The sequence below is a fragment of the Streptomyces sp. NPDC023481 genome (assembly GCF_055560195.1).
In genome coordinates this window covers 41981-54407 of the sequence record NZ_JBVHJE010000011.1, presented here as the reverse complement: position 1 = coordinate 54407, position 12427 = coordinate 41981, and the positions used below count along the sequence as shown (strand labels likewise).

Here is a 12427-nt window from a genome sequence, read left to right as displayed (position 1 = left end):
AATATACTCTTCTCCGTGACGAACGCAAATTCCCGCGACTGGCTGCGGCTCGACGAGTCACTGCCCCATCAGCTGCGCCGGGCCGCCCAGGCGTGGACCATCAACTGGCAGCAGCACGTACCGGACCTGACCTCCCCGCAGTTCGCCGTGCTTCTGGTGCTGCGCGACCACGGCAGCATGGACCAGACAGCCCTGGGCACCCTGACCGCCGTCGACCGCTCCACGATCACTCAGCTGCTCGACCGTCTGGAGGCGCGCGATCTGGTGACCAAGGAGCCCGATCCGGCCAACCGCAGGCGCCGCATCATCACGCTCACCGAGGCGGGCCGCCGTCACCTCGAGACGACCATCGCCAAAGCCTCGCGTCTGCATGAACGACTGCAGCAGACGTTCGGTGACGAGGAGTTGCAGCGGCTGGTGGACATGCTGCGCACGCTCGGCGACATGTCACCGGAGGCCGCGGAACGTTCCTGAGCGTTTCCGTCAGGTGGCCGCGGCCGACGGGAGGGCCGCCCACACCTCATCAAGAGGGTCGGCGAGCCACCGTCGGCCTCCGATCGATGTCCGCCGGCCTCCGGCAGGACAACCGTCAGCGTAGTGGCCGCCTCGGGGTCAGTGACGCGTCCGTCAGTCTGCGCCAGGTCCACGGGTGTCGGCCGCTGCGTCGCTCGGAGCATGCGTGCCCGCGCTGCCGAACCGAACGCCCTTGGCCTCCTTGCCGACGGCGCTCAGCACGATGACCATGACCAAGGCGGGCGCCACGGTCCACGCCATCGCCGCCGGATAACCGTGCTGCCCGGCGAGTAACTCCTGGACCGGCAGGTTGAGGGCCGCGATCAGATTGCCGAGCTGGTAGGTGACGCCCGGGTAGAAGCCCCGGATCGCATCCGGGCTCATCTCGGTCAGGTGAGCCGGGATGACGCCCCAGGCTCCCTGCACACACACCTGCATCAGGAAGGAGGACACCATCAGCCAGCCCACAGTGGTGGACAGCACGAAGAAGGGCACCACGACCAGCCCGGCGGCCGCCGCGACCATGACCGTGCGACGGCGGCCCAGCCTCTCGGAGTAGGCGCCGAGCAGCATGCCTCCGATGACAGCCCCGAGGTTGTAGACCACGGCGATGGCGATGGACGTGTCCGCGGTCAGCCCCAGACCTTTCTTCACGAAAGTCGGGTAGATGTCCTGGGTGCCGTGCGACATCCAGTTGAAGGCGGTCATCAACACCACCAGGTACACGAAGCGCCGCAGCACCGCCGGGCTCTTGAACACCTTGTACGCGGGGGTGCGGCTGAGCCGGACGCTCTTCTCCCACACCTCGCTCTCCTCCACCCGGGTGCGCACCCACAGCGCGACCAGCGCGGGCACCAGGCTGAAAGCGAACAGCCCACGCCATCCGAAGGCGGGCTCGATGACGAAGAACGCCACAGCTGCGAGGAGGTAGCCCAGCGAGTAGCCGCTCTGCAGCAGGCCCGACCAGAAACCGCGCCTGGCAGCCGGGATCTTCTCCATGGCCAGCGCCGCGCCCAGGCCCCACTCGCCCCCCATCCCGATGCCGTACAGCAGGCGCAGCACGAGCAGCACGGTGTAGTTCGGCGCGAAGGCACAGGCGAACCCGACCACCGAGTAGAAGAGCACGTCGGCCATGAGCGGCAGACGTCGGCCCCGGCGGTCCGCCCACATGCCGAAGAGCAAGGCACCGACCGGCCGCATCACCAGGGTGGCCGTCGTGAGGAAGGCCATGTCGGTGAGGGAGACATGGAAGTCGTCGGCTATCTCGCTGTAGACGAGTACCACCAGGAAGTAGTCGAAGGCGTCCATCGCCCAGCCCAGGTAGGCGGCGACGAAGGCATTGCGCTGGTCATGGGTGAGACCCGCTGCCTGCTCTCGGATGGTCTTCAGCATGCCGGTCCTCCCGGGTCCGCAGGTGGAGATCAGGCTCGGTCAGCCAAGCGGGCACCGCAAGGGCAAGCACAGCGCGGGCTCAAAAACTACCCACGGAACCGCGGCCCGGTTCACAGATCACCCTCCGGCATGACCGAAGGTCACTCGCCCGCAAGAACACCCGCACGCGGAGTTCAGGGACCAGCGTCGTCGAACTCGTCGGGGGGTACAGCGAATAGGTTCTGACGAACCGCCACGATGCCTGCGACATCGAACGGCTCTACGGCGGCGACACCCGGGTCTGGCCCTGCTCCCGCGACTGTCGCGTCAGCCGATGGGGGCGGGCATCGGCTGGACCACGTAGTCGAGGCGGATGCTGTCCCCGGTGACGGGGTCGCCCAGTTCCACACTCCAGCCATCAGCGAACTGGTCGACGCCGGGAGCCATGGGAATGGTGCCGGAAATCAGGACCGTGCCGGGGGTGAGTGCGCCTCGTGAACGCAGAACCTCCACCCAGTAGGAGGGTGCGAGGAGTTCGGCGAGCGTGCCGTGCTGGATCTCGGTCCTGGTGTCGCCCTGGACGACCCAGGCGCGCAGGGTGAGTTCATCGATGCGGGACTCCACGTCGGCCAGGCGCCAGGCACGGCGTGCCAGGACGTCGGGGCCGGCGTTCTTGCTCCAGGCCACGCCGTGCACCTCCAGGTCTCGGTCGGTGTGATCGCAGGCAGCCGTCAGCAGCAGCTCCCCGCCGTCCGCCACCACCAGTGCCCACTCCGCCTCGCCGGAGGTGCGCCCGTGCTGCGCCTGGACCCGGTCGGTCTGCTGGGCGAGGTAGGCAGACACGGGGTAGAGGGCCGGCGTCACGGAGGGGCCCGGGACGCCCAGCTCGGCGAGTTCCGCGACGTGCGCGGCGACGTCCTCCTGACTGCGCCCGGCATAGCCGGCGTTGAGGACCTGGATGACGTCCACCTCGCGCGTCGAGCCGTCGGGCAGTTCAAAGGTCAGCACGGCCATGAGGACACTCCTGGAGATCGGATGACGGACCACGGGGGATATCTCCGCGGTCGAGTTCTGGCGCAGGACTTGCGCATACGACCTGTATACAAGAAGTATGCCGGAAGGTCGATGTCCCCGAGCAAGGATGGGAACCATGCACGACACCTCGCAGGACGACGGGCAGTCGTCCGACAGGCGCTCCGGCGTCGGCCGGGCCTTCGCCGCGAGCCTGACCGGCACGGCCCTGGAGTGGTACGACTTCGCCGTCTACTCCGCCTCGGCCGCCCTGGTCTTCGGCAAGCTGTTCTTCCCCTCGGAGAACCCGCTCACCGGCACCCTCCTGGCCTTCTCCACCTACGCGGTCGGCTACGTGTCGCGCCCCCTGGGCGGGATGGTCTTCGGTCGCCTCGGTGATGTGATAGGCCGCAAGAAGGTGCTGATGGCGACGCTGATCATCATCGGCACGGCCACTTTCCTGATCGGCGTCCTGCCCGCGTACTCGACGGCCGGTGTGGCCGCTCCGATCGCTCTGGTCGCGCTGCGCTTCGCCCAGGGCGTCGGTGTCGGCGGTGAGTGGGGCGGCGCCGTCCTGCTGTCCAGTGAGTTCGGGGACCCGCGCCGCCGCGGCTTCTACGCGTCCGCCGCACAGGTCGGGCCGCCCGCCGGCAACCTGCTGGCCAATGGCGTCCTGGCCGCACTCGGCGCGTTGCTGACCGACGCGCAGTTCGAGTCGTGGGGCTGGCGCGTCGCCTTCCTGCTCTCCGGGGTGCTCGTCGGGTTCGGGCTGTGGATCCGGGTGAAGCTCGAGGAGACCCCGGTGTTCCAGGCGATGCGGGCCGAGCGCTCCCGCCCCGAGGCGCCGGTCCGCGAGGTCCTGACCACCCAGCCGCGAGCCCTGCTGGCCGCGATCCTCTGCCGGGTCGGCCCCGATGTGCTCTACGCCATGTTCACGGTGTTCGTCCTGACGTACGCCACCGGGAAACTCGGCATGTCGCGCGGCTCCGCCCTCGGGGCCGTCCTCATCGGCTCCGCACTCCAGGTCCTTCTCATGCCGCTCGCCGGCGCCCTCTCCGACCGGGTCGACCGCCGCCTGCTGTACGGCTGCGCCGCGGTGGCAGCCGGTGTGTGGCCCTTCGCCTTCTTCCCGATGATCCGCGGGGGCACCTGGCTGCAGCTCACCGTTGGTGTCATCGTGGGACTCGTGATCCACTGCTGCCTGTACGGACCACAGGCCGCCTTCATCGCCGAACAGTTCTCGCCCCGGCTGCGCTACACCGGCTCCTCCCTGGCCTACACACTGGCCGGGATCATCGGCGGGGCCGTCGCACCGCTGCTCTTCACCAGCCTGCTCAGCGCCTACGACAGCTGGGTTCCGCTGGCCGCGTACATCGCTCTGGCCTCGGCCGTCTCCCTCGTCGGAGTGTGCCTGGGACGCGGCCCCGAGGCCGCCGTCGACGAGGACACCCGCCTCGCACTGCCGAACGCGCCGGCCACGGCCGACGCGGCCCGAACGCGCTGACCCCCGTCCAGATCCCCGATCCTTCCGAGGAGGAACCGCGCCATGCGGATCGCTCTGAGCCAGCTCACCACGGGCCCCGACCCTGACAAGAACCTGCGGCGCATCGAGGAATGGACGCAGCGCGCCGCGGACTCCGGAGCCCGCGTGGTCGTCTTCCCGGAGGCGTCGATGGCCTGCTTCGGCACCCCGCTGGCACCGCTCGCCGAGCCCCTGGACGGTCCCTGGGCCGACGGGGTGCGGCGCATCGCCCGGACCACCGGCACGGTCGTCGTGGTCGGCATGTTCACCCCGGCTCCCGGGGGCAGGGTCGCCAACACTCTGCTGGCCACCGGGCCCGAGGTCGAGGCGTCCTACGACAAGATTCACCTCTACGACGCGTTCGGCTACCGCGAGTCCGACACGGTCGCCGCAGGCACTGCCCCGACAGTCATCGACGTCGACGGCGTACGGCTGGGCCTGGCCACCTGCTACGACGTCCGCTTCCCGGAACTGTTCCGGGCCCACGCCGACGCCGGAGCCGTCGCCACGCTGCTGGCCGCCTCCTGGGGCGCCGGGCCCGGCAAGCTCCAGCAGTGGGAGCTGCTGGTGAGGGCCCGCGCGCTGGACGCCACTCTGTGGATCGCTGCCGTCGACCAGGCCGCCCCCGACGGCGAACCGGGCCCCGCGCCGACAGGCATCGGGCACAGCCGCGTCGCCGGGCCGGACGGAACGGTCCGGCACGCGCTGGGCGCCGAACCCGAGCTGCTGGTGGCCGACCTGGACGTCGACGAGGTCGCCGAGGTCCGGCAGAAGACCTCCGTGCTGGCCAACCGGCGACCGGAGGTGTGGCGGTGAGCAAGCCCGAGCTGGAGTTCCACCTTCCCGACGGACCGTGGACCACCCCGGACGGCGCCGCCCCCGGCATCGAGGAGCGGGTCCTGGCCCATGATCCCGAGCGCGGATGCCGTACGACGCTGGTCCGCTGGGCGCCGGGCACCGACACGTCGACGCAGGGTGTGGCACGCCACGACTTCTGGGAGGAGGTCTACCTCGTCGAGGGAGCACTGCACGACCTGACGCTCGACCGGACCTTCACCGCCGGCATGTACGCGTGCCGCCCGCCCGGGATGCCGCACGGTCCCTGGACCTCGCGGGACGGTGTGACCATGCTGGTGATCACCTATCCCCAGCCCGGCCGGCAGTGACCGCATCGGTCAAGGGGTCGGCACCGGCCCCTGTACGGCCAGAGGAAGACCCATGATCCGCGCCGGAGCCGCCCCGAACTGGTCCGGCCCGGTGGCACCGAGATGGTCCTGCGGCAGGGCCGGATCCGCTTCGCACGCGGTCCGGCCCCCCACACACGGGGCGAGTGGCGAGACCTGGAAGCGTTCCGCGGCCCGCCGCGGGGACAGTTGTCGTCGACGACGCAGCGGGCCAGGCGCAGGCCGCCGGTCTCGGTCAGGGGCGCCTCATTGGACCACGAGGGCCTGGGTGCCGTAGGTGCAGACGTCGCAATCCACACCGCGCCAGAAGGCGCTCACCCGTTTCGAGATCCGACAGCCGAGACCCGCATCACCTGTCCACAACTTCGCCGGCCAGAACACCTAGCCCGCCAGCAGTACCTTGAGCGTCGACTGCAGATGGTGATCGATGGCAGCACACGCGGCCTGTGCGTCACCGGCGGCGAGCGCGTCCAGGATGGCCTCGTGTTCCTCCAGCACGGCGTCCTGGCGTCCGTGCTGGTTGAAGAGGGCCACCACTCCGGCACGGACCTGGCGGCTTCGCAGGCCGTCGTAGTGCCGGTCCAAGAGGGTGTTGCCGACGGCGGACACCAGTGCCGCGTGGAATTGGTGATCCACGGCGATGAATTCCCGGGCGTCGTCGACTCCGGCGAGGTCGCGTTGCCGTTCGAGCAGAGACCGCAGCTGCGCCACCGGCGCTCCGTTGAGAGAGACAAGCTGATGGGCGGCGTACCGCTCGACGATTCCCCGCAGCTCCATCAGCTCGCGGATCTCCCGTCCTGTCAGCGGCGCCACCCGGGCTCCCCGCTTGGGCACCAGCTCGACCAGTTCCTCGGCCGCGAGCTGCAGCAGCGCCTCCCGGATCGGCGTGCGGGAGACACCGATGCGGTCGGCGAGGTCCTGCTCCGAGAGGAAGACCCCCTGCATCGCGGGATCCGTCAGCACTGTGTCCTTGAGATACGCGTACGCCTTCTCCCGACCGGACGCCACGGTAACCCCCAGACCTCGCATACAGCTTGTATACAAACGCTACCACGCAGCACCCGCGGACATGTCCAAGCAGGCACTTTCCGGGTCGATGGCGAAGGGACCGAGGGCTCCAGGGTCGTGGCGGCGCCGAGCGGCAGGTGGTCGACCGCTTCGTACCGGGCGGCGCTTTCATGGCGGCAGCCGCACCACTGATGCCGGCCGGCCCGGAGCTACGCCGGCCTCGGCGTGAGTCTCTGACCGCGTGACGACATCGACGCCCGGCCGCGGACACGGGGGTCCTGGCCCGCCGCGGTCGTCCCGCCGTCGCCTCGCGTCTGGGTCGGCGGCCGCGTCGAACGGTCGATGGGTGGGCACGCGGCGAAGTTCCGCGAGCCTTCGGACGCCGCCCGCGTCGGTCTGGCCGTCGCGCGGCAGTGAGGCCGCGCCGCTCGCGTCCTGATGGCTGCCGTCCGGAGCCGTGAGCCTCATGGCGAGGGCCGGGAGTCGTCGTCCACGAGGTGCAGGAAGCGGTCGGACAGGCCGTGCAGCCACCCCGCCCGCTCCGTGGCGATCTCCTTCAGCCGTGCGTTGTCGCTGCGGGCGACGAGATGGCCCATGTAGCGCTCGTTGAAACGGGCGTACTCCTGATGCAGGGTGCGCAGTGCCTGTTCCACCGTTCGCTCGGGTGCGCCGACGAGGAGCGCGAGGGAGGCGGTGTGCTGCTTCCTTCGGCCTTCGACGGCTTGGCGGAGCATGCCGTCGAGCTCGCCGGCACGGCCGATGACGCGCAGCAGTTCGTCCGGTTCGAGGCCCAGGGCGTCCGCCAGCAGGAGGGTCTGCCGGTTGGTTCCGTTCCACTGGTGGTCGCCCTCGGCGCGGGCGTAGTCACGCACGTTCATGCCGATGCGCACGGCGAGCCGCTCGATGCTGAACTGCCGTGCCAGGCGGTGCTCACGCAGGGACCTCGGCCGCAGGTCCATGAGCACCGGTACGGGGCACCACAGCGCGTCCGCCAACGCGAAGAGTTCGGCCTCCGTCGGCGCCGCCTCACCCGACTCCCAGCAGATGATGGCCTGCACCGACGTATGCACCCCCAACTGCGCCATACCGGAGACGACTTGTTCGCGGGTCAGGCCGATACGGAGACGCGCGTCTCGGGCCTGGGCGGGGGAGAACGGGGGGTGGGACACGTGCGGATCACCTCGGTGACGCCTTCACGGAGCGGCGGGCTCCGGGGAGCGGGAACGGTTCAGTGGGCCGTGGCGGTCTGCGGACCGGCCCCGTCGTCGTCCGCGGCCAGGCTGCCCCAGTCGATGACCTCCCGTTTGCGGCGGGTCCCGAGCACGTGGAAGAACAGGTTCAGCAGGACGGCCGTCAGCGTGCCAAGTGTGATTCCGCTGCCGAGGACGGCCCGCACCTCGGTGGGCATGCGCTCGAAGAAGGGCGCGACGGCTGTCGGGAGCATCGCGGCGCCGAGGCTGACGGCCAGGATGATGGCGTTGCGTTCCTCCCGCAGCTCGACCTTGGCAAGGATCTGGATACCGACGGTGGCGACCATGCCGAACATCACTACGGCCGCCGCGCCGAGCACCGGGTGAGGGACGGAGGCCACCACGGCGCCGACCTTCGGCAGCAGGCCGAGGACAATCATGAAGACGCCGGCCGCGACCACGACGAAGCGGCTGGTGACGCGGGAGATGCGGACCAGACCGATGTTCTCCGCGAACGCCACGTACGGGAAGGAGTTGAACATCCCGCCGAGGACAGTGGCGACGCCATCGGCCCGCAGCGCACGGCCGACCGTGTCCCCGTCGACGTGCCGCCCGGTGATCTCGCCCATGGCGTACACGTCTCCCGTTGTCTCCACCATGGTGATGAGCATGACGACGACCATGGCCAGCATCGGGAGGGCCTCGAAGTGCGGCAAACCGTAGTGGAAGGGCGTGCTGACGCCCAGCCAGTCGGCCTGGTCGACCGCCCCGAACTCGGCATCTCCGAGCAGCCATGCGACAGCGGTTCCGCCCACCAGGCCGAGCAGGACCGCGATACTGCGCAGGAACGGACCGCCGAACCGCATCACCGAGAGGATGAACAGGAGGGTTCCGCCCGCGTACGCAAGCCGGCCGGGGTCCCCGTAGCCGGGACCGCCGAGCAGCGCCGCGCCGCCACCGACGTCCTGGAGTGCCACCGGGATGAGGACGATGCCGATCACGGTGAGGAGGGTGCCCGTGACGATCGGAGGGAAGTACGCGGTCAGGCGCCCCGCGAAGGGGGCGAAGAGGAAGGCGGCGACTCCTCCGGTGATCACGGCGCCGTACACCACCAGCAGCCCGGCGGTGCCGCCGCCCGCCCCCTGCCCGATGGCGATCATCGGTGAGACGGCCGTGAAGGTCGCGCCCTGAACGAGGGGCAGCCGGGCTCCGATCCGCCAGAAGCCCCATGCCTGGATGATGGTGGCGACCCCGGCGGTGACCAGGTCGGCGTTGATGAGGTAGACGAGTTCCTGACTCGAGAGGCCGAGGCTGCTGCCCAGGATCACCGGTACGAGCACCGCACCGGCGTAGAAAGCAAGGACGTGCTGGAATCCGTAGAGCGCGAGGGTGGGGAGCGGGGGGACCTCATCCACCGGGTGCGCGGTGGGGAAGGGTTGCCTGCGCGAGGACAGTGGTGCCATCTCTGCCTTGCCTTGAGGGGAGGTGAATGAGAGAGGCGCGACGCCGGTACGCCGACGGAGCCGGGTCGCCGGGTCGCACGGAGAGCCTCGGACGGATCATCCGGGTGGCCGCGCGGATCAGGCGGTTCACCGGCCGGCGGCACGGGGTTACCGATGCACTGCCGGCGTCCGGACATGGAGGCATGAAGGGGCCGGGGCAAAGGGCCCGGACCGGAGACAGATCCTTCCTGACCGGGAGGACATCACGCAAGGCATCGGGCCGCGCTTTTTGAAGTAAAACCCCTTGGTAACTTACGAATCGATGGTCGAGCGCCGCTCGCAGTGCGGATTTCGTTGCCACTCCGCGATCAGCCGGCCGGCCTCGTCGCAGTGGTAGGGCCGAGGCTCGCCCCTTGGGGTTGGTGACACCTGTCAGACGTAGAAACCGGTCAGGTCCTCGCCGTCGACGGCGGCATTTCACTCGCCCCGGTACGAGGAGAGACGCGTGCGGGTGAACTCGAACGGCAGGGCAACCGGCAGAGCCAGGTCCGTCTGGGGTATCGGCATGGCGCGTTCGCCAGGTCGATCGGCTCGCCCACGCACGGCATGTCGTCGGCGCTGCGGGCCGGCCTGCCCGGATGAGCGCGCCGCCGAAGATCATGCCGTCCTTGGCGGCCTGGTTGACCTCGTCCAGGCCGCCAACGTGCTGCAGACCCGTCGCCATGGTGCGGCCGGAATTCGACGCCACGGTGACGGCACACGCATCAGCCGAGGAAGCTCAGCCGGACCCGGCGGTCGGGGTTGTCCTTGTTGGTGTCCACCAGGCACACCGACTGCCAGGTGCCCAGCTCCAGGTGTCCGCCGATCACCGGGAGGGTCGCGTGCGGCGGGACGATGGCGGGCAGGACGTGGTCGCGGCCGTGGCCGGGGCTGCCGTGCCGGTGCTGCCAGCGGTCGTCGGCGGGGAGCAGGGTGTGCAGGGCCGCGAGCAGGTCGTCGTCGCTGCCCGCGCCCGTCTCGATGACGGCGATTCCAGCGGTGGCGTGCGGGACGAAGATGTTGAGCAGACCGTCGCGGCCGGCCGCCGCCTCCCGCAGGAACTCCTCGCAGTCGGCGGTGAGATCGACGACGCGCTCCCTGCTACCGGTGGAGACGTGCAGCATGCGTGTGGTGAAGGCATCGGACATGCCCCCATCCTGACCCAAACGCCGGTTTTCACACCCCGCGGCGCCGCCGATTTCCGAGACAGGAGGTCCACTGGGCGAGACGCCGTTGACCAGCGCCTTGCGGCTGGCTACGTTCAGCCGCATGTTGCGTTCAGCCCTGCTCACCACGCGCGGTCACATCGACCTGCTGCGGGTGGCCTCCGCCGCGTGTCGCCGCGGCCGCTGACGCCCTTCTCCGCTTTTCCTCTTCCGGCCTCCCGCCGCTGCAGCCTTGCTTCTGCTCTCTCCTCTGCGCGCGGGTGCCATCGGCCTGTCTCCCTGTCGCACCCGGCCTTCTTGTTGAACCAGGCATGACATAGAAGCCGCACCGCGTTCCCTCTCCCGGCTCTCCTCCCCGTGGAGCACTCATGAGCATCAGCCATGCCCCGCCCCATTCCCCGGGACCGGATATTTCCGGTACGTCCCAGCGGGATGCAGGAACACCCCCGCCCGGAAATCCCACCCCAGACCTCCAGCCCGTCGTCCCCGCCTCCACCCGGCGCGCCCGGGTCCCCCGCTGGCTGCGCCGCACCACCGGCCCGCTCCTGCTGCTGATCCTGTGGCAACTCCTGAGCGGCACCGGCGTGCTGCCCGCCGACGTGCTCGCCTCACCGGGCCGCATCGCGCAGGTCGGCCGGGACCTGATCGGTGACGGTTCGCTGCCGTCGGCCATGGGGACCTCGCTGCGCCGCGTCGCGCTCGGGCTGCTCTTCGGCACCGTGACCGGCACCGGACTCGCCCTGCTCTCCGGGCTGTTCCGGATCGGCGAGGACCTGGTGGACGCGCCGGTGCAGATGCTGCGGACGGTGCCGTTCGTCGGTCTCATCCCGCTGTTCATCATCTGGTTCGGGATCGGCGAGACCCCGAAGATCGCCATCATCACGCTCGGCGTGACCTTCCCGCTCTACCTCAACGTCTACGCCGGCATCCGCGGGGTGGACGCCCAACTCATCGAGGCGGGCGAGTCGCTGGGCCTGTCCCGGTGGGGGCTGGTGCGGCACGTGGTGCTGCCGGGCGCGCTGCCCGGGGCCCTGACCGGGCTGCGCTACTCCCTCGGCATCTCCTGGCTGGCGCTGGTCTTCGCCGAGCAGGTCAACGCCGACTCCGGCATCGGGATCCTGATGGTGCAGGCACGGGACTTCCTGCGGACCGACGTGATCGTGGTCTGCCTGATCGTCTACGCCTTCCTCGGCCTGCTGGCCGACTTCATCGTCCGCTCCCTCGAAAGGCTGCTGCTGCAATGGCGACCGACGTTCACGGGCCGGTGACCGGACCCGCCGTCCACGTCGACGGGCTGACCCGCTCCTTCGACGGCCGCGCCGTCATCGACGACCTCCGACTGGACATCGCGCCCGGCGAGTTCGTCGCCCTGCTCGGGCGCAGCGGCTGCGGCAAGTCGACGCTGCTGCGCATCCTCGCGGGCCTCGACCGGGACATCGAGGGCACCGCCCTGGTCCCGCGCCGCCGGGCCGTCGCCTTCCAGGCACCCCGGCTCATGCCGTGGAAGAAGGTGTGGCGCAATGTGCTCCTCGGGCTGCCGGGCAAGCCCGAACGGCCCCTCGCCGAGCGGGCGTTGGACGAGGTCGGCCTCGGCCACCGGGTCGACGCCTGGCCCAGGACGCTGTCCGGCGGCGAGGCCCAGCGCGCCTCCCTCGCCCGCGCGCTGGTGCGGGAGCCCGATCTGCTGCTGCTGGACGAACCGTTCGGCGCCCTCGACGCGCTGACCCGGATCAGGGCCCAGCGTCTGGTCGGGGAGCTGTGGCAGCGCCGGGGCTGCGCGGTGCTGCTGGTCACACACGACGTGGAGGAGGCGGTCCTGCTCGCCGACCGGGTGCTGGTGATGGACGGTGGCCGGATCGCCCATGAGCAGCGCATCGACCTGGACCGGCCGCGCGAGATCACCGACCCGCGGTTCGCCGCCCTCCGTGCCCGACTGCTCGAACGGCTCGGCGTCGACACCGCCGCCGCGGCCGCCTGAAAC

Annotated in this window: 13 protein-coding genes; 7 read left to right on the top strand and 6 right to left on the bottom strand. The window is 70.1% G+C overall.

Annotation, left to right across the window (positions count from 1 at the left end):
* The first annotated feature begins 15 nt into the window (after positions 1-15).
* On the top strand, positions 16-474 hold the full coding sequence (locus ACZ3ZD_RS21735; RefSeq protein WP_467399738.1) for a MarR family transcriptional regulator: 459 nt from the start codon (positions 16-18) through the stop codon (positions 472-474).
* Positions 475-627: 153 nt separating this feature from the next.
* Here the strand turns inward: ACZ3ZD_RS21735 and ACZ3ZD_RS21730 are convergent, their stop codons facing one another.
* Both ACZ3ZD_RS21730 and ACZ3ZD_RS21725 read right to left on the bottom strand, forming a co-directional pair.
* The gene (locus ACZ3ZD_RS21730) at positions 628-1905 is read right to left on the bottom strand and encodes an MFS transporter (protein ID WP_467399736.1); all 1278 of its coding nucleotides are present in this window, start codon (positions 1903-1905) and stop codon (positions 628-630) included.
* A 306-nt stretch (positions 1906-2211) separates the two neighbouring features.
* Positions 2212-2898 carry a DUF2848 domain-containing protein gene (locus ACZ3ZD_RS21725; protein WP_467399734.1) on the bottom strand — a complete coding sequence of 229 codons (687 nt, stop codon included), beginning with the start codon at positions 2896-2898 and terminating at the stop codon, positions 2212-2214.
* Positions 2899-3034: 136 nt separating this feature from the next.
* Between ACZ3ZD_RS21725 and ACZ3ZD_RS21720 the strand changes: the two genes are divergently transcribed.
* The 3 genes from ACZ3ZD_RS21720 to ACZ3ZD_RS21710 are packed head-to-tail and all read left to right on the top strand — an operon-like array spanning position 3035 to position 5583.
* The gene (locus ACZ3ZD_RS21720) at positions 3035-4399 is read left to right on the top strand and encodes an MFS transporter (RefSeq protein ID WP_467399731.1); all 1365 of its coding nucleotides are present in this window, start codon (positions 3035-3037) and stop codon (positions 4397-4399) included.
* A 42-nt stretch (positions 4400-4441) separates the two neighbouring features.
* Positions 4442-5233 (top strand): carbon-nitrogen hydrolase family protein, encoded by a 792-nt coding sequence (locus tag ACZ3ZD_RS21715; RefSeq protein WP_467399729.1) that lies wholly within the window; start codon positions 4442-4444, stop codon positions 5231-5233.
* Entirely contained in the window at positions 5230-5583 is a 354-nt protein-coding gene (locus ACZ3ZD_RS21710; protein ID WP_467399726.1) for a cupin domain-containing protein, read from the top strand. The genes ACZ3ZD_RS21715 and ACZ3ZD_RS21710 overlap by 4 nt, the downstream gene beginning before the upstream one ends.
* A 399-nt stretch (positions 5584-5982) precedes the next feature.
* Here the strand turns inward: ACZ3ZD_RS21710 and ACZ3ZD_RS21705 are convergent, their stop codons facing one another.
* From ACZ3ZD_RS21705 to ACZ3ZD_RS21690, 4 genes are all read right to left on the bottom strand, one after another.
* The gene (locus ACZ3ZD_RS21705; protein ID WP_467399724.1) at positions 5983-6609 is read right to left on the bottom strand and encodes a GntR family transcriptional regulator; all 627 of its coding nucleotides are present in this window, start codon (positions 6607-6609) and stop codon (positions 5983-5985) included.
* 464 nt (positions 6610-7073) lie between these two features.
* Positions 7074-7778 carry a helix-turn-helix domain-containing protein gene (locus ACZ3ZD_RS21700; protein WP_467399722.1) on the bottom strand — a complete coding sequence of 235 codons (705 nt, stop codon included), beginning with the start codon at positions 7776-7778 and terminating at the stop codon, positions 7074-7076.
* 59 nt (positions 7779-7837) lie between these two features.
* A complete protein-coding gene (locus tag ACZ3ZD_RS21695) occupies positions 7838-9262 on the bottom strand; it encodes a nucleobase:cation symporter-2 family protein (RefSeq protein ID WP_467399719.1) in 1425 nt (474 codons plus the stop codon).
* 743 nt (positions 9263-10005) lie between these two features.
* A complete protein-coding gene (locus ACZ3ZD_RS21690) occupies positions 10006-10428 on the bottom strand; it encodes a YjbQ family protein (RefSeq protein ID WP_467399716.1) in 423 nt (140 codons plus the stop codon).
* Positions 10429-10549: 121 nt separating this feature from the next.
* On the opposite strand from ACZ3ZD_RS21690, the gene ACZ3ZD_RS21685 reads away from it, so the two are divergent.
* From ACZ3ZD_RS21685 to ACZ3ZD_RS21675, 3 genes are all read left to right on the top strand, one after another.
* A complete protein-coding gene (locus ACZ3ZD_RS21685; protein ID WP_313884353.1) occupies positions 10550-10633 on the top strand; it encodes a putative leader peptide in 84 nt (27 codons plus the stop codon).
* Positions 10634-10814: 181 nt separating this feature from the next.
* Positions 10815-11714: an ABC transporter permease gene (locus tag ACZ3ZD_RS21680; protein ID WP_467399714.1), complete on the top strand. Its 900-nt coding sequence runs from the start codon at positions 10815-10817 to the stop codon at positions 11712-11714.
* Positions 11687-12424: an ABC transporter ATP-binding protein gene (locus tag ACZ3ZD_RS21675; protein ID WP_467399712.1), complete on the top strand. Its 738-nt coding sequence runs from the start codon at positions 11687-11689 to the stop codon at positions 12422-12424. Before ACZ3ZD_RS21680 ends, ACZ3ZD_RS21675 begins: the two co-directional genes overlap by 28 nt.
* Positions 12425-12427: the final 3 nt, after the last annotated feature.